Genomic DNA, 18,260 nt, shown 5'->3' on the forward strand with positions numbered 1-18,260 from the left:
ATACTAAAAGCTGACAATCAGTCAGATGCAAGTTTTTAACAAATTGATAACAAAAAATGGAATAAACACAAAAAGCCTTACAAGTCAATGACTTATAAGGCTTTTTTAGTATGTAATAATTTTTATAATATAACTTTCAGGAGGTAAGCGAAGTGTTATTTTAGTATTTAAAATGGGTTTATTGTGGTAGTATATTATCTATTTTTATCAGTATAGGCAATCGTGATATGGGATCTTCCAGTGGTGGGTTTCAATCCATTCAATTCCAGATTGCGTTAGCACCACTGTTCCCTGCTCTGTTGATTGAGCTGGGAACAATATTGTGCAGGAATCTTGTTCCACTGCACATCAGATGCATTGGAACAATAAAGGCCGGCATCTGCTTTTACAATTTCAGGTACACTGGCTGACTGATTGGAATCTGCATTGATAGTTAGGATAACGAACTTATCGTCAGCTATATATGCAAAGCCTGGAAAGGTGCCTTTTATTGCTATTATTGAATCTGAATTCTTTTCTTTTGTCGCTGAATGACAGGCAGTTAAATACATGCTGATTAACAGGGACAAGGAAACAATTATCGAATGCTTCATAGGTTTATGGAATAAATTGCGGCGCTAAATTAGTTTATTTATTAATACGTTGCAAGGTGATAGCTATCAAGCCGACCACCACATCGTTGGAAAGGGTCTCTAAGGTGAGGGTTTTCAATTCCTTATGTGCGTCCAATAAAATATCCAGGAGCATACCGGCTCCTCCTTCGATTTCCCGGCCATAAACACCTTTGATTTGGAGATCACTGCCAAGGTCCTGAGATACATATCCTGTTTTAAAATGCAGGCGCCAGGGTTTGGGTTGATGCATTTTAAACGCAAGGGTATCAGTGAAATAATCCTGTTCTATAGGGCACCAGGTTTCGGGGTTAATCAGGTCCTGTATCTGTTTTGTACCATCTGTGTAAGTAATGGTTACCCGGCCATTTGCAATACGGCTTTGCATTGAGTTTGTGCTACCGGCGAGTAACAGGTAGGCACGTTCTGCATGACCATTCAATTTTATCTGAATGCTGTCAGGGTAATTGTCCCATAAAGAGGTAAATGCGATGTCTTTGGGGGATTCGTTACCCGATACTTTTGCGGTATCGTTTCCAGATTCGTTACCTGATGCTTTTTTGGATGCTTTGCCTGATGTGCGAAAAGGCACACCAATATTGGTATTTAATACCGTGTCTTTTCTTAATACGGCATCGTCAATATTAGCTGTGATCTTAGGATGCGTCCACTCTCCTATTCCATGCAGGGGAATTTCAAGTGTGGTAAAAGGAGAGCGTGGTGAACGATATTCATTTTTGAAGATGTCAGTAACGGAAGCATTCCATTGTGTATCTATGTTGAGTGGCTCGCACAATTCAGGGATGACGTGAGAGAATGCAGTATAAGTTTCATGCCTTGCTGGTGCGGGTTGTACAGATTGTACAAGTTCTACTGGTTGTACCGGTACTGCTGCCAGCCACGTCATATCTCCCTGTGTGACGGTTTTGAAAGTCGTCTGTTCGCCGGTTATCGACGGTATGACTATATCACTACCCTCCCATTCAATAACGATATCGGCACTGTAGGCTTGCGTAGTAACAGCTATCAGCGGATAACCGGCTACAGCCTGAGATAGCCGCCATTTGGCCGGTCTGCCATTTACCAGTATGCTTTTTATACGATCCTTTTTTGCGGGTACCTGCAATTCAAGTATTGGAAAATGCGTATCAATATGATAAGTATCATAAGTTCCCTCCTGCTTGTACTGAAAGGTTACATCCGGTGTTTTTAAGGAAGCAAATGGCCATGCTTCAGGAAATCCCGGCCTGATGATAACACGGTTATTCAACGCATCCGGCCGAATGCCAAATACCCCCTGTATCAGCAAGCGGGAGGCGATCCCAATAGCATCTCCGAAATCCCGGTAACATTCGCCCCTGGCAGCATCGTAAAATGAAATCTGGCCAAAGTTACCCGGACTATCCCCCAAATACATTCCATCCAATACGGAGCTTTTAAATAGCCTGAAACCTTCTACATTTCTACCGGCGAGGAAGTATGCCAATGCGGTATGCATCACTTCTGCAAAGGCCACATTATTGGTACTCCATGTATAAGGCATCCAGTTGCTCGTAGAGATAGTGGCATATCCTTCATCTTTTAACCCTTTTGCTTTTACAGGGATATGCGGAATTTCTGTATCAATATATCGGGTGGCCTGAAAGGCTTGTATGGCATCAGGTACATCGCTGTCAATAGTGTGGTAAATAGTGTATACACCTGCACTTTCATGCAGGCGTTTTAGCCCCATAAAATCCTGGTATTCCGCCCAATGACCTTTATCTTTTAGCCACAAACGAGTATTGATTGCTGTAAGTATTTTACCTGCTTCAGTACGATAAGGTTGCGGGTCCTCTCCTATCTTTTCGGCGATGGCGGCTGCCAGTGTATTGGCGCGGTAATTATAAGCCGATGAATAAGTAACGGCACCTGAATTATAATACATACCATCACTGGCCCATATGCAGGCATAGGCATCATATAAACCATCATTGTCAGGATCAAAGTTGCGTTTTTCCCAGGCCAGATGTCTGGTAATCACAGGCCAGATCTTTTTTGCATAAGCCAGATCTCCCGTCCATTGCAGGTGCCAGAGCAATTCGTCGATGTATACCAGGTTCATATCATAATGATGCATCTGATCCGGACGATTTGGATTACGGGCTATATAGCCATTGCTATACATAGGCGTTCCCCATTGTTTGACGGCACGTGCCAGATCCAGAGCGGTATCCTGCGCAGGGTGTGGAATGGTATTAGGTACAGTGGTGACCTGACTGGCAGCATAGCCATCAAAATGGATCCGGGCACGATCGTGCCAGCCTAAAAAATCACCCGCATAGGCTGCACGCCAACCGGTAAGTGGCATACGCCAACCAATAGCCCCGTGTAACCAGCTTTTGCCATCCCATATGCCATCAGCAGCCATGACCAATGCACCACCAATAGGATTGATATATGGATCCGGGGTTTCGATCTGAATACGTTCCGCCAGTTGTAGTCTATCTTTTTCAGTCGCTTCGTAAATAGCAGTGGCATTGGTAGCTGATAATTGCAGGCCATTCAAAAGGATATAACCACTGGTTTTCAACTGACAGGTACTGGTATATACCGGGTTGTCAGCAGGTTCAAATACACCGGGAGGATCTGCCCCCATATCACCGGAACGGGACAACTTTTGTGCGCGTATTTTCGTGATGCCTGCCGAAATCTCACTCCCTGCAGGCATATTATTGTAATCAATTTTCCAGATAGCACCTTCTTTATCATACAAAGCTAATACGGAGATACGCAGCTCCCCCTTTCCCCATGATTTATCTTTCAGGAAGTAAGTTCTTTTGCCGGCATTGTAACGGGCTTCGCAAAAAGAAGTGGAATCGAGCCATTTGGAGGGCTTGCCGGGTATATCTATCCAAAAGCCGATATGCTGGCTGTTCTTTTCAATATATGCTGCAAATACGGGGCGATCACTGGTTTCCAGTCTGAAGGCCGTCGGACCTCCGTACAAAGCCCGGGTATACCTGTTTTTACCGTTCATACAGACAAAATCGTGGCCTTCCGGATGGTATTGCAGGGTCCTGGGGGTGCCTCTTTTATCGTCGTTATAGGAAGTCTGTTCAATAAAATCACCTGATTTCTGGGCCACTCCTGTATACATATGGAATAACAGGAGCAAACAAATGGTGTAATTCTTCATAACAATACAATATAAAATAAATATTTTTATCATCCATAAATCACTATGATGAAAAGATATTTATTGATTGCCATGTTAGCAGTACTGGCCTGTAATCAAACCACACAGCAGGCTGCCACCGGCACAGATTCTATTCCAGCACCACCTATTGCCGCTGATTCGACGAATGTTGATGAAGCAGAAGATTATCCGCATGAAACCACTACAGATAGTTCTAAGATTTCAGGTGACTTTAATGGTGATGGAAAAACAGAAGACGTCTGGGCTATCATAACAAAGGCCGGTCATGGTAATCCGGTGGAGAATGGGGTTGCTGATGAATTAGGGTTACAATTTTCCGATCCTGCATTGCCTCCTGTCAAAATCGGTTGTTGCGAAGTAAGACTGTTCAACGAGGGCGACCTGGATCATGACGGGGCTGAGGAACTCACGGTATATCAGGCACCGGAGAATGGGAATGTGTACCAGATGTATACCTATACTTTTAAAAACAATGCCTGGGTCTTGCTTTATGATCCATTTTTGATTCCTACGGGAGGTGATTATTTATCAGATAAGGAATTGCAGGACAGGGTGGTCATGGAGAATGATACCATTTTCTATTATGATGTGGATCTCAACTCTGAAAAACAGGAACTGGTGAAAAAACAGGTGATGTTGAATAATTAGTGAGAATTCTCCACCTATTCCTCTTTAGCACATCCATAGCGCATTCAGGGAGGTAACCCGCCTATAAGCCGCCTATATCCCGCCTATAAGCCGTAGATAACCCGTATCTATATAGATGCGGGTTATCTACGGGATACCTACGGGTTATAGTCGGAGTACCTTTATGTTTAAAACGGGAATATATCATTGTTTGTGATTGGAATAGCCCAATGATTGAACCCAGGAATATATCTATGGTTTATGGCCGAAATCGCCCTATGATCTAATTGGGAATCTGCTATCTGTGTAGCCGAAATCCTCCTATCATCCAACTGAAAATCCACTATTAGTTACCACTGAAATCCATCAATGATCCAACTGGGCATTCAGACCGTTTATCGCTCATGATAAAAATCCTAAATATCAAAACGCTTTGCTCATTTTTAGCAGGGAGAGTGATTCTGGGTTGGACAGTCACAGAGTGAGATGTTGTATAAAACGCTGAAAGTATTAGGAAGACCGATGGAGTATATACAGCAACCGGGCGCGAGTCATAAGTTGGTAAGGAATAGTGATGGACGACAGCGGATAGATCAGTTGTTAAGGACGTATTAATTTTTTGAAAGGTATTTGAGCACACCATTGTAGGTGTGCTTTTTTTGTTATTTTAGGTGATATGAAGAATTCTATTTCGGCTGTTATTGAACGAATGATAAAAGATTGCTCCATTAAACTGGTACCTGCCAAAATGGGTGAAGTAGCGCAATTTGAGTTTATAACAGGGTTTCAGTTGCCTGATGAGATGAGAACGTTTTATAGTTTGTATAGTGAGATGGAAGAGGAAAATGAAATGTTCAGGATATTGCCATTAAAAGAGATCATTGAGAATGGACAGCTAAAAAGCGACTATATTGAATTTGCAGAATACATGATTTATTCAGACACATGGGCGGTTACGATCAATGGAGAAGATCGGAACGATTATTTTATTGAAGGTTATAAATGGCGGGAGAATTCATTTGCGGATTTTTTAGTTCGATACCTGAACGGCGGTGTTGATAAAGGATTGTATAATTTGTATTAAAATAATCACAATTCCTCATCCTCCAAAGAAATATAACTCCACTCAATATCCAACTGGTCAAGCATTTTATCAAACCGCCCCCCATCATTTGTACCAATAAACGCACCCGTACAATTTCCCTCCTTATCAAAAGACAAACTCACCATTTCTTCATAATCAAGTGTAAACACTCTTTGTGTCGCATGAGAGATCTCCTTTAATTCTACATAAGTATTTTGTACATAAGCAACCGTTTCCGGCGGCACCATTTCAAATGAATTTGCATTGAATTCCAGCCCTCCTAATACGCCATTATACACTGCCATCAATAATAAAAACCCATCTGTAGTAGCACATTCCTGGTGCCAGTCAGGATTCATTTCATCACCAGAATAATTCCCATATACAGGAGGATTGGGCAATGCGAGGTCTGATTGTTTTATTCCCCAAAATACCACCCCCTGATTCTCTTCATAAAAGATCAGGTACTCATCCTGCGAAAACCCTATCTGATCAGGCTTCAATAATCTATTATGAGAATAGTTGACAGCGTCATGCTTCCCTAATGTGAGATAATACTCTTTTAATACCAATGGCAATGGCTGCTCTATTTCTCCCACTTCAAAACCAAATCGCTCCTGCTTTTCAATACCATATAAATGCCTGATTTGCTCGAAATATGTCATAGCCGATCTTTGCTTTAATGCTGCTAATATCCTAATTTTTTAGGGGATGAGGTCGAAATTCAATCTAATCGCAATAAACATAGTAAACTGGGAGATGTGCTCAGCAATGTCGCGGAGATTCAGATTGAAGCCCTGATTCTGGGGCATTTTTCATCACGATATTCGAATGAACAGATTGATGAAAGTATACGGGAATTATGTAAAAAGTTTAACATCCAGATACCTGTTTATAGGGTACTACCGGGTCAGACAGTCTTCGATATTTTATCCATGCTATCATTACTCGTCTGACAATTATCTTATTCATACCATCATTAATCATCTAACATTCATCTTATCCATGCAATCATTGCTCCTCTGACCTAAACACAGCTCTAATATACGCAGGGCAAGCAGTCGCTTCTTTTTGAAAATCGTTTAATTTCGCTATCCTGTCACTAGCATTAGGTTGCCAGTTGCAGTAGCTATAATACACCATACTAAACAGACACTGATTAAAAGGATCCAGGTTTTTATCCTTTATCATTTTCTTCACCTGCTTTTCAAATTCACCCGCCTTTGCTGATTCTGTAAATGCACGGCCAATACGGCCTAAACTACCATAATAATGCTTATCAGGGATATCTGTCGCCCGAAAAATGGAACCTAGCAATAACTGTTGAGCAGGAATATCCAGCACTTCCAACTCACGAAGATATGTACCACGCCCTGCCTGTGCGTAACTACCATCCGTATTCCGGTAAAAACGATCATTCATGATATCCAGGTGTGCCCTGATAAAGACAGGCCATTGGTGTGCCTTAGAAGCCATGACTGCAATATTTCGTGCATGCTCAATGGGTGCTTTATCCTGACTACATTGTCCCACTACTATTCGGGAGCGCATCAACAGCAAAACCGTATCCCTAGAATAAATTCCGCTCGCCACTTCTTCCAGTCCGTCTCCTCCATTGCCACTATCCAGTGCACTTTTCACCGCATCATCCATCCATTTCCGGACCTGTCTGTTAATGTCATATTCATCATGAATAAATTGCAGGTCAGCACCATCCAGGTAGTACCAGTTCTTTTCCCCATTATGTTTTTGCTTACGCACATATTCTTTGATACTATTAAATGCCTGGTTATTGTCATCTTTACCGTATTTTTGAGCTACCATGACAGCCGTACCCGTATCCACCATACAATCCACGTATTGGATCATCTTTGCATATTCCTTTGGAAGTAATAGGCTCGTAAATGGTTTATCCAGCAAGATGGCTGTTATATAATATTGGGTGGTATCCTCGTAAGAAGATCCACCGGGAATACAGATCCATTTGCCTGTTGGCTGCACGTCCAGCTCATCGCTTTCAAATCCATTCGCATTGCCATAAATCAACGTAGTGTGCATTTTCCCCTCCGTCTTATCATATTCAGTAGCATAAGCAACAACGATATTCGAAGTATCTTTCACTTCAACCTCCGGAAATTCTTTCAGCAGGTCCTTCAGAGAAATAGCATTATTCAATCTCTTTTCTATGAGAGAATGTTGCTTTTCTTTGACAACTAAATTGTAACATAGCCCATGGCTCTGCGGCAGGGAATGATATTGTGGATGAGGAACACATTGCAGGTAACGGAGGTTCAGCGAGTCAGCTGTTATCTTCAGTTCCTGCATATCGGCGGGTTGATACAACAGCCCATCATACTTATTAGATTTGGTATGCTGGCAAGCTACAATTAAAGGCATAGAAAGGATCAGGGATATTATCCATCTTCTCATAAGAGATACATTTTCTAATAGGATGCAGAAGTTAAGAAAATCCATAAAGCGGGATATCATTATCTTTGTTCCATGCTGGAAATAAAATCATTATCACTAACTATATCTGCGGCGCCCGGAGCCGTTTCTGCTATCTGCACCCTGCCGGAAAAGCCTATATGTATCCTGACACTAGCACATGGCGCAGGTGCAGACATGCACCACTCTTTTATGGAAGCACTGGCCACTTCACTGGCAGATGCGGGCATTGCCACCCTCCGATTCAATTTCCCTTTTACAGAACAAAAAAAGAAACGCCCTGACTCCCCTGCCGTCGCTCAGCAAGCGATAACCGCCGCTATCGATAAAGCGAAAGAATTGTACCCTGCCCTCCCTCTATTTGTAGCAGGCAAATCATTTGGCGGCCGTATGTCATCCCAATATCTTTCTGTGAACCACAGAAAGGATGTAACCGGCCTGATCTTCTACGGGTTCCCCCTGCATGCCGCAGGCAAACCATCTATAGACAGGGCGGAACATTTAAAAGAAGTAAAAGTACCGATGCTGTTCCTGCAGGGCACAAAAGATACCCTGGCTACCTGGGATCTGATTGAAACAGTATGCAAGTCTTTAAAGAAAGCCACCCTAGTAAAACTGGAAGGCGCGGATCACTCTTTTAAAGCCGGTAAGCGTAAGGATATGATACCCTTGCTCACGACTGCTACAAAAGATTGGGTGAAAAAGAAAATATAATGGTCCCTCCTCTCTTCAAAATAAAGATCTCCCGGGCATTTTTGTCCTGAACCATCAACCGCTCCCCTGCGTTAAAGCATTTTATATTCTGCTCAGCCGAACTTTCCGCAAATGACAAGAAATATGTATTTGTTCTAAGCATTTTCTTTAGTTGGGACAAATGTCCCGGTTTTGCACAAAATAGATAATAGTTTTGCCATCCGATTATAATTAAAGAAATTATGCATAACAATATTAAAGTCATCGCATTTGATGCAGACGACACTTTGTGGGTAAATGAAACCTACTTCCGGGAAGCGGAAGATCAGTTTACCATTATGCTGGAAGACTTCCTGCCAAGGCATGTAAGCATTAAAGAGCTTTTTAAGACCGAAATGGACAATATGTCCCTTTATGGATATGGAGTAAAGGCTTTTGTCCTTTCGATGCTGGAAACGGTCCTAAGGATCACAGAAAACAATATTCCCGCTGCCTACCTTGGTAAGGTCATTCAGATAGGCCGGGATATGCTCAGTAAGCCGGTGATTATGCTGGAAGGAGTTGAAACGGTATTGCAGGCCCTACAGCCACATTACCGGCTGGTAGTAGCCACCAAAGGGGATCTGCTGGACCAGGAGCGGAAACTGCGCCTCTCCGGTATCGAACATTACTTTCATCATATTGAAATTATGAGTGATAAACAGGAGAATGATTATGCAAAGCTCATCAAACGACTGGATATACAGCCAGCGGAATTTATGATGCTGGGCAATTCCCTGAAGTCAGACGTACTGCCGGTACTTGCACTGGGTGGTTTTGGCGGCCATATTCCTTTTCATACCACGTGGGAACATGAACGCATCGACTTTACAATTAATCATCCGAACTTCTATGAGTTCACCACCATCACTGATACACTCGCCAAACTACTGCCGGAACAAAATGCGGTTACTAAATAAAAACCTTGTCTTAGCAATTGCCTCTATGGGCATTTTTGTAGAAGCCCTCGACATTGCCATCGTAAATCTGGCATTGCCAAAAATTGAAGCTGACCTCGGATTAAGTAATGATTCCGGTTATAAAATACAAAGTATCTATATCCTGATCTATGGGAGCTTTTTAATCCTGGGTGGTAAATTATCTGACTACCTTGGTAGAAAGACCATCTTTATGGCGGGATGTGGTATCTTCCTGATCACCTCATTGGGTGCTGGATTGTCACATTCGCTCAATACCCTGATCCTTTTCAGGGCATTGCAGGGATTGGGAGCTGCGTTATTAATGCCATCTGCATTTTCTATTGTCAATTACTATTTTAAAGAGCCGCATGAACGCGGGAAGGCAATGGGCATCTTTGGGTCTTTTGCGGCCACAGGGGCTGCGGGTGGTGTGTCTGTAGGTGGGATTATTGCCAATTACTGGGGATGGTCGTGGGTGTTTTTGATGAATGTGCCTATACTGTTGGTGATCCTTGTAATTGCGTATCTCTATCTGGAAAAGGATACAAAGAGTGATAGCAGGTTGCCGGATATTCCGGCTGCGATTGCGCTGGTGTTGGGCATGATTTGTTTGTCGAAAATTACTGAAGGTAGCTATTTGTTGATTTCTGTGATTGTTTTAATAGTAGCTGCTTATTATTTATATAGCAGGCTTAAAACCCAGCCAGCACCATTATTAGATCTGAAGGTGTTGATACTTTCTTCTTTACGGAAAGGTACTTTATTGTTTTTTTTACTAGGCGCGTTGTTTACAGGATATTTATTGCTGATGAGTTTTCTCTTGCAACAAAACTTTCATTTTACCCCTGCGGAGGCCGGTTTTCTCATGATGCCATTCAATATCATCTCAATATTGTTAGGAAGGTTTGGATTACCTGCTTTATCATTGAAATTTTCTCCTAAACAGATAGCCATGGGTGGTGCAGTGGCAATGCTGATGGGCGCTGTTTCGCTGGTCATTGCAGTACAGATCCATCATTTAGTTTTCTTGCTGGCAGGTGGTGCCTTTATCGCGGGGATAGGCATGACGCTTTGTTATACCGGGTATACAGTGATAGCCATGGAGCATGTACCTACTGAACATTTAGGGATTGCCGCCAGCCTGATTAATACTGCCTATTTTGTGGGAGGTGGGGTTGGCTTACCGCTTATTTCAATCTTCATGCCGCATGATTCAGGGGAGTTGAATAGCCGTCCATTATGGTTGTTATGCATTGTCGCACTTTTATCAATAGCAAGGTTATTATACAGAAAAAAGAGCGTGTATCAAAAGTAAGATACACGCTCTTTTCATTCGGATACCTGATGGAGCCAGGTTTCCATTTATGCTGTTCTAAGGAGGTTCATTTATTTTTGATACATCCTGTTTTTATTAAAAGTTATAAAGTTACTCTAAACCCACCCATCAACCATCGTCCCGGCATCTGGGCACCTGTAAGGTCCGCATATGTTTTATTAAACACGTTGTCCGCTTCTACATTCAGGCTGAGTTTATTTTTGATCACGAATACATCTGCTTTAATACTCGCTACAAAGTATTCCTTTGTGACCATACCAGCTATACCACTTGCTGCCTGGGGATCTCTTACTTTGTACAAGCCATTTACACTTATACCAAACAACTGGTTACGGTATGACAACATACCATTCAGCAGGAAGCGTGCGTGTGAAGAGATATAAAAAGACTGCTGACCTTCCTGGATATCAGAATACAACCAGGTAGCACCTGCTGTAGCACTTACGGTATGCTTTTCCTGATAGGTCCTGTTAAACTGGATATCAGTTTCCACCCCACTGGTCACCATCTTTGAAATATTGGTCGCCAGTGAATATACACCTGTAGGTGACAGGTTATGTTTGTAAGGCATATTATCGTAAGCAGTGGTGGTCCAGTCGATCAGGTCATTGTACCTACGCTGGAATAAGGTAGAAGATACACGGAAATATTTGCCAAAATAATCCGCACCTGCTTCATAGCTGAAGGAGCTTTCTGCTTTCAGATCAGGGTTACCGATCTTTCCACTTGTAACCAGTGCTTTGTTATTGTTGTTGTATCGTTCGGTGAAGTCAGCGTTACGGATAGTTTTACCTGCGCTACCACGAATCTGGAACTGACCTGTTCTATAGCTGGCATTCAGTTGAGGCACCAGCTCATAACCACTCCGCTCATCCCAGTCCAGGCGTAATGCAGGGCTCAGGGTGAGTACATCAAGTACTGTCGCTGTCATGGAAGCAAAACCTGCTGCCTGGTTCACGGTGTGATTCCCTCTGTCGTTGGAGACAATGCTCTTTTGCTGGAACTGACCACCTGCTACAAAACTGATATCGTCATTGAACTTATGCTCGTAAGTAGCGAGGGACTGCAATAACTTACTGCGGTTGTCATTGGCAATAGAAACAGAATTATACACGTAGTGATCGCTCATATTCTTATAGCCTGCCATCAGACTAAAAGAATTATTCTTCTTGCGGTAAGACAAGTTCAGTTGCTGCCACCAGGTAGAAAGTTTTTCGCTGGCGGTATCGGAAACGTAAGTAGTGTAGAAGTTCTGCGCGGCGAACTTTCTATCGTCATAACTCAGGCGGTAAGAAAGTTTCCAGTTATCGCTCAGTTTATAACTGGCGGATCCGGAAATAGTGTGCAGGTGAAAATATCCATCAATACCACGCTGCGGCTGACCATCTGCATTATTGGTTTGTCCACCGATATCAACGGCCAGTTTATCTGTAGTATAATAAGCATTTGCGTTTGCGTTAAACAGTCCGTATGCGCCACCTGTAGCACCTGCGGTGATCTTTCTGGAGGGTGTGCTGTTCTGATTGTGTGCAAAGGTTTTAGTGATGATGTGTATCACGCCACCTACAGCATCGGAACCATAGATCGCTGAGGAAGCGCCTTTCAGTACTTCGATATGATCGATTTCGGCAGGATTGACAGGAATGTAACTGCTGAAGTGTCCGGTATTCGGATCGTTCACACGAACACCATCGAGGATCACGAGTACCTGCTGGAAGGTACCGCCACGGATCACGATATCGCTGGCAGCGCCCATCGGACCTTTGGCCTGTACTTCTACACCTGGCAGGTAGCGGAGTACTTCATCTATTGAATGGACAGGCATTCTGGCGATGTCCTCTCCTTTTATTACGTATAAGTTACGACCTGTTTTAGAACTCACTACCGGATTCACTGTGGCGGTGACTGTAACCGCGTCTAATTCATTTATTTTGTCCTGCGCCGGCAGCGTCAAAGCATATAGCATGCTGGCGGCCATAGGTAATGCTAATTTTGGAAACATTAGGTATGGTTTACTGATTGGGCGGCAAAGGTACAGTAAAAATAATTAGTTCATCATTCGGTAGTCTATCATTTTGAATTTAGTCATGCCGGCCGCAGGCCCCTGCCGAATCTCCCGCGCAGTTGCCGTAGACAATTGCGCGGGAAATTCGGGTGTTTATTTTTAAGAAAATTGAAATTGAGTCATCATACACCACGTTAAATACCTACCTGACGGAATATTTGCTGTAGCATATCCAGTTTTTGATCATACATATCACCAAGAGACATTTTTTTCCAGTCGCTTAATGTAGTGTTTTTACATTCGATGCAAAGCGCTAAAGATTATCACTAAGAAATGATCTTTTGTAATAAAACCAGGTTTAACCATTGGCCATTTTTGCGACCCACTTCTTTTATTTTCCCAATGTTTTCAAAACCCATTTTCTCATGGAAGATGATACTGCCTTCATTGGAAGAATCTATCACAGCAATAAACGTGTGAAAGCCCCGCTCCTTCCCGTCTGACAAGAGCCGTTCCAGCAATTGCCGGCCCATACCTTTCCCATGAAAATCTTTCTTAAAATAAAGACCATGCTCCGCAGAATGAGCATAAGCATTCCGCTCCCGAAACTGGCTATAAGCACCATATCCTACTACCTGCCCATCTACTTCTACCACGAATATGGGCAATCCCAATTCCGCCTTTTTATGAAACCAGCTCTCCATAAACTCCATGTTTTTGGGCTCAAAGTCATAATTGTAAGTCCCCTGCTATCGGCAGTATGTTTGATCCTGCTTTTTTAATACAGACCTTTCAGGGAACAGATAGGGTTTGAACACTCCCTGTCATTTAGTAAGTTTTTTAAGTCCAGGACACAGCTGACACCTTTGCAGTTCAGGGAAGCATTTATCTAATTAAAGAGAGATTGAAGTTAAAGTTACATTTCATCTCAAAGCCATTTTGGGAGAAAGAAACATGGCTTTGAGATGAAATAACTTATTTTTTATGGTTGCAAAATAATACTACCTGTCGTTTTTCTGGATTCCAGATCTGCATGGGCTTTTGCCGCATCAGCTAAAGAATAAATAGTCGGATTTTCAATGCTCAACACTCCCTTTCGGATCAGGTCAAAGATCTCTTCCATCGCTTTCCCACTTTTATCCTGATAGGCAGGATAGTGATTCAGGACAGCCGTTACAAAATGGATATTTCTATCTTCCATCCATTGCGTATCTATATCTGGCATACCGGATGGCCAACCGTATAATACCGCAGTGCCACCGGGTTTTATCAACTCCAATGATTGCTGGAAAGTAGTTTTGCCAATACCATCGTATACCACATCCACTACTTCTGTTAACTGCTCATTTTGCAAATTAATTACCTTTTGAAAGCCACGCTTCAAAGCAAGTTCTTTCTTTGCCGCATTTCCTACTTTACCAATTACAGTGGCGCCTATTGACCGCGCCCATGCACTCAATAATGAGCCTACTCCTCCCATCATAGCATGTACCAATACAACCTCCCCGGCTTTTACTTCATGACTTGCTTTTAGCAACATATGTGCAGTCAATCCTTTCACCATTACGGAAGCAGCCTGTTCAAAAGTAATATCATCAGGCAGTTTATACAGCTCATTTTCATTTAGTACCTTGTGTTCCGCATAAGCACCAGCTGTGCCATAATAAGCCACCCGATCTCCGGGTGCGAATTGCTTCACGGCATCGCCAACCTGCTCAATAATACCGGCAGCTTCCAGTCCAATGGGCGCAGGAAAGGCATCGACAGGAAAGGTACCATTTCTGAAAAATACATCTACATAATTCACCCCGATGGCTTTTTGGCGGATCAATACTTCCTGTGGGCCGGGAGGCCTCAGTTCAACAGTCTGATATTTTAATTTATCTTTTTCTTCAATCAATACAACATTTGTTATCATACATTCCTATTTGCCAGCAAAGCTACCGGGCCTTACGTCAAAAATAAAGTCACTTCCTGCAAGGGAAGTACTTCCCTTACAGGAAGTCAACTATATTTGCACTATGGGAAACACAGCAGCCAACGGCCACATATCAGACGAATGCAAACGGCATTTTAAAGCCATTCAGGATACACAGGATATACTGAGCGGTAAATGGAAAATGTTGATCATGGGGATACTTGGATCAGGCAAACGCCGCTACCTGGAATTGCAACGCCTGGTAGATGGGATAGGCCCGAAAATGCTTTCCAAAGAATTGCAGGAACTGGAAATAAACGGGCTCGTCAGCCGTACGGAGATGGCGACAAAACCCCTTACTGTAGAATATGCGCTGACCGAATATGGCAGATCTTTAAAACCCATATTGGATGATATGGCAGAATGGGGTAAAAATCACAGGGATAGGGTGATCAAGGACATAACTAGCCTAAAATAACCGGCAATTTTTCTACAGCATATTCCACAGCTTCCACAGGCGAAGTAAATCGTTTGGGAGCACCATCTTCTCCATTGAATATTTTACCTGGTTCATGCTCTTTTGTAGTATAAGAGACGATGAAGTACTCTGTAGGGATCACATTGAGATCCCCCTCCAGTGGTTCTATATCTAACCACACATCTTTCCCGTCAACTGCTATTTTCTCTACCATAATAATCGTTTAATATACCACCCGTATAATTGTGCCAGATAATTTTGTATACTTGAGGTATGATGAACCCGACCTCAACAGAAACATTCAGCGTTAGCTTACCTCCAACTTACGAGTACATACGCACAGCCTGGGAAAGTATTACTGCCGAACACAGAAAAGATGGCGACTATCTTTCCTTTATCACCCTTGGTTTATCCGAACTCAGTTTTTATAATAAATATAATGGAGACGACCACCTCTCCCGCTTCCGTGCCAGCTGTCTTGAACAACGCGGTGTCGTTGAAGTGATGACAGATAAAACCCTACCCGTAGCAGGACTGACAGCCAATATAAGAACTGCCCATGCTGAAGATGGGTATTTCTATTATTTTGGACTGGTACAGATCAATGATGTATATGGGTATACTATTATTGGCGATTGTGATACGGTTTCAAAAGACTTTTACGAACCACTCTTTGATGAAACATTCCAAAGTCTGCAATATTTTGGAAACCCTGTGGAAGCTATGGCAAAACAACAGGCAGGGATTGATGAAATGATGCATAAATATAAGCCAGCGGAACCTGAGGCTCCCGTGGTAAAGATATATGAACCATTCGTGGTGCCAGATCATGAATACTGGAAAATTGGCGAACATCAATTTTCATTAACCGGAGAAAGCCAGTGTTCTATTTCTGATGGCGACGGCGCCCTGTATATCAAAATCGAAGCACAGGCGCCTCAGCATATAGCAGGTCTTACCGATGACTATAGTAATGAAAAGGTTTACCTGCAATTCTATTTCAAAGGTATTTATAATGCAGGTGTACCTACCGGTAAGTTCCTTTTTGAAGAGGAAAGAGAAGCCTCCTACCTCGCATACCTCTGGAAAGGCGGTTTTGATTTTATACAGAAACTTTCGGGAGAAGTGACCTTACAGGATGGCTGGCTGGGTATCCAGGCGTATTTCAATGAACACCCCCTGAAACTGGCTGTAAAGATCACGCCTGATCTGAACTGGACAAACTACCGTTTTCTCAGTGCCCAGGAAGTGAGCACCGCCCCTCCGGAAATCGTTCATCAGCTTTGGCTGACCGACCCTTACACCGGTATCCTGCAGGAAACAATTTACCCATTAACACAGTTACAAAGCTTATCTATTGATTTCAGAAATAAGAACGACTTTAAAGAAATTCCAACAGCTGTAAAACGACTGAAAGCTTTGAAAAACCTTTCTCTTACAGGTGTTACAGCATTGGAAACCTTACCGCTATGGCTGGGAGATCTGAAAGCATTGGATACCATCCGTGTATCGAATAGCCAGATAGCAGGTATTCATCCTTACATATTCCAGCTGCCGGAGTTAACGAAATTGTATCTCAGTCATAACCAGCTAGAATCGATTCACCCTACCCTGCCAGAGAAACTGGAAACACTGGTGGTATCATATAACCAGCTGACATCTGTGCCAGCTTCAGTGACCAGGTTAACATACCTGAATATTGAACACAATCCTTTGGAGAAATTACCTGCCGGATTAGAAAATATTCCTACACTGAACCTTGAACTGGAAAAGAAAATAAAGCTGCTGGATTACACTTACAAAGGTGCAGGGCCATATGACGATAGCCGTTTCTTTGCAAAGAATGACCCAGCGTTGTTACAGCTATTAGAAACAAAAATCAACCTGACAGGATTAGGCGAATTCAAAGAAGGATTGATTGGTCGTAGCCGTAAAGCAGTGGCACTTGATACTACTGAAGAAGACACCTATGATCAAAAAGGCAATCACCGTTTTGGTGGATTACCTGATCTACCTCCGGGTGTGGATCTGTTAGCAGCAGGCATGCAGTTCATCGCACAAATTAATTGCGCGGACATTGCAGCACTACAGGGTTATTTGCCACGTATAGGGGTGCTTTTCTTTTTTATCAAAGATCAGGAGGAACTGGATCCGCAAGTGGTGTATTATGATGGAGATCTGAATGAATTGCAATCGGCAAAGGAGCTGGATATGGAATCTGAATTTACGCCTTTTCGCGCTATAGCCAGTAGTTATGCCAGCATTCCAAGCCTGTACAATGCCAGTACCCTCTATCCGGAGTTAACAGAGTTGTCCGAAATGTACGACGAAACGGAGGAGCTGGAAGCGGCACTCAGGGAGAAGCCTGCGCATAGCATGAACTCCTATGTGTTCAAACAGCATGATACCCCTGAAATGGAGGCCGTAGATGCCAAGAGAGGGAAACCGGAAGACTGGATGGTACTACTACGTGCCAGTTCAGACAGAAAGACAGGATTTTGCTTTGGGGATGCAGGGGAAATTTATTTTGTCATCCACAAAAGTGATTTGGAGAAGAAGGACTTTTCTAATATATATTGTGGGTTAGAAAGTAGCTGATCTCCGCCCAAAGGATCAAAGCCATTTAAATACCTGCTTCCTGTATTCCTCAAAATCCTGTTGGTTAGAAATAGTCTGAAACTTTTCCTGCTGACCATTCCTGTTCTGTCTTACAAGGATCACATCCTGCCCACCGACAATGGTGCGCTTTGCCCTGTCAAAGATCAGCTCCAACTCCGTGATATCCTTTGTTAACTGCAGGTCTTCGATGCGGTTGACAATTATTACATAATCTTCCATATTGCAAATGTATAAATTTTATTGCCCGCTCCCGCACATCAGCTGTCCCTATCCGGACAGTTTT

At 42.9% G+C, this 18,260-nt stretch carries 15 protein-coding genes and 1 pseudogene; 7 read left to right on the top strand and 9 right to left on the bottom strand.

Annotated features, from left to right (window positions below):
• Positions 1-275: 275 nt before the first annotated feature.
• Both QQL36_RS26395 and QQL36_RS26400 read right to left on the bottom strand, forming a co-directional pair.
• A complete protein-coding gene (locus QQL36_RS26395; protein ID WP_321567312.1) occupies positions 276-593 on the bottom strand; it encodes a hypothetical protein in 318 nt (105 codons plus the stop codon).
• Between the two features lie 34 nt (positions 594-627).
• Positions 628-3,789, bottom strand: a complete 3,162-nt coding sequence (locus tag QQL36_RS26400; RefSeq protein ID WP_321567313.1) for a DUF4450 domain-containing protein — start codon at positions 3,787-3,789, stop codon at positions 628-630.
• Between the two features lie 45 nt (positions 3,790-3,834).
• Between QQL36_RS26400 and QQL36_RS26405 the strand changes: the two genes are divergently transcribed.
• Both QQL36_RS26405 and QQL36_RS26410 read left to right on the top strand, forming a co-directional pair.
• On the top strand, positions 3,835-4,458 hold the full coding sequence (locus QQL36_RS26405) for a hypothetical protein (protein ID WP_083727719.1): 624 nt from the start codon (positions 3,835-3,837) through the stop codon (positions 4,456-4,458).
• A 655-nt stretch (positions 4,459-5,113) separates the two neighbouring features.
• A complete protein-coding gene (locus tag QQL36_RS26410; RefSeq protein WP_083727721.1) occupies positions 5,114-5,521 on the top strand; it encodes an SMI1/KNR4 family protein in 408 nt (135 codons plus the stop codon).
• A gap of 5 nt (positions 5,522-5,526) precedes the next feature.
• Here the strand turns inward: QQL36_RS26410 and QQL36_RS26415 are convergent, their stop codons facing one another.
• Positions 5,527-6,186 (bottom strand): hypothetical protein, encoded by a 660-nt coding sequence (locus QQL36_RS26415; protein ID WP_321567314.1) that lies wholly within the window; start codon positions 6,184-6,186, stop codon positions 5,527-5,529.
• Between the two features lie 346 nt (positions 6,187-6,532).
• The gene (locus tag QQL36_RS26420; protein ID WP_321567315.1) at positions 6,533-7,951 is read right to left on the bottom strand and encodes a hypothetical protein; all 1,419 of its coding nucleotides are present in this window, start codon (positions 7,949-7,951) and stop codon (positions 6,533-6,535) included.
• 72 nt (positions 7,952-8,023) lie between these two features.
• Between QQL36_RS26420 and QQL36_RS26425 the strand changes: the two genes are divergently transcribed.
• The 3 genes from QQL36_RS26425 (at position 8,024) to QQL36_RS26435 (ending at position 10,936) form a co-directional block, all read left to right on the top strand.
• Positions 8,024-8,683, top strand: coding sequence for an alpha/beta family hydrolase (locus QQL36_RS26425; protein WP_321567316.1), 660 nt, complete (start codon positions 8,024-8,026; stop codon positions 8,681-8,683).
• Positions 8,684-8,904: 221 nt separating this feature from the next.
• Positions 8,905-9,621 carry an HAD family hydrolase gene (locus QQL36_RS26430; RefSeq protein WP_083727729.1) on the top strand — a complete coding sequence of 239 codons (717 nt, stop codon included), beginning with the start codon at positions 8,905-8,907 and terminating at the stop codon, positions 9,619-9,621.
• Entirely contained in the window at positions 9,605-10,936 is a 1,332-nt protein-coding gene (locus QQL36_RS26435) for an MFS transporter (RefSeq protein ID WP_321567317.1), read from the top strand. Before QQL36_RS26430 ends, QQL36_RS26435 begins: the two co-directional genes overlap by 17 nt.
• Before the next feature lie 103 nt (positions 10,937-11,039).
• On the opposite strand, the gene QQL36_RS26440 is transcribed toward QQL36_RS26435, so the two are convergent.
• The 3 genes and pseudogenes from QQL36_RS26440 to QQL36_RS26450 form a co-directional block, all read right to left on the bottom strand.
• Positions 11,040-12,959, bottom strand: a complete 1,920-nt coding sequence (locus tag QQL36_RS26440; protein ID WP_321567318.1) for a TonB-dependent receptor — start codon at positions 12,957-12,959, stop codon at positions 11,040-11,042.
• A gap of 329 nt (positions 12,960-13,288) precedes the next feature.
• Positions 13,289-13,684: pseudogene (locus QQL36_RS26445) on the bottom strand (GNAT family N-acetyltransferase); the annotation flags it as partial.
• Between the two features lie 260 nt (positions 13,685-13,944).
• Positions 13,945-14,880, bottom strand: a complete 936-nt coding sequence (locus tag QQL36_RS26450; RefSeq protein WP_321567319.1) for a quinone oxidoreductase — start codon at positions 14,878-14,880, stop codon at positions 13,945-13,947.
• A gap of 103 nt (positions 14,881-14,983) precedes the next feature.
• On the opposite strand from QQL36_RS26450, the gene QQL36_RS26455 reads away from it, so the two are divergent.
• The gene (locus QQL36_RS26455) at positions 14,984-15,358 is read left to right on the top strand and encodes a winged helix-turn-helix transcriptional regulator (protein ID WP_083727739.1); all 375 of its coding nucleotides are present in this window, start codon (positions 14,984-14,986) and stop codon (positions 15,356-15,358) included.
• Here QQL36_RS26455 and QQL36_RS26460 read toward each other — a convergent pair.
• On the bottom strand, positions 15,345-15,572 hold the full coding sequence (locus QQL36_RS26460) for a hypothetical protein (protein ID WP_321567320.1): 228 nt from the start codon (positions 15,570-15,572) through the stop codon (positions 15,345-15,347). The genes QQL36_RS26455 and QQL36_RS26460 overlap by 14 nt on opposite strands.
• A gap of 59 nt (positions 15,573-15,631) precedes the next feature.
• On the opposite strand from QQL36_RS26460, the gene QQL36_RS26465 reads away from it, so the two are divergent.
• The gene (locus QQL36_RS26465) at positions 15,632-17,956 is read left to right on the top strand and encodes a DUF1963 domain-containing protein (protein WP_321567321.1); all 2,325 of its coding nucleotides are present in this window, start codon (positions 15,632-15,634) and stop codon (positions 17,954-17,956) included.
• 15 nt (positions 17,957-17,971) lie between these two features.
• Here the strand turns inward: QQL36_RS26465 and QQL36_RS26470 are convergent, their stop codons facing one another.
• A complete protein-coding gene (locus QQL36_RS26470; RefSeq protein ID WP_083727745.1) occupies positions 17,972-18,196 on the bottom strand; it encodes a hypothetical protein in 225 nt (74 codons plus the stop codon).
• Positions 18,197-18,260 lie beyond the last annotated feature (64 nt).

The organism is Chitinophaga sp. LS1, from assembly GCF_034274695.1.
In the GTDB taxonomy this organism is placed as follows: domain Bacteria; phylum Bacteroidota; class Bacteroidia; order Chitinophagales; family Chitinophagaceae; genus Chitinophaga.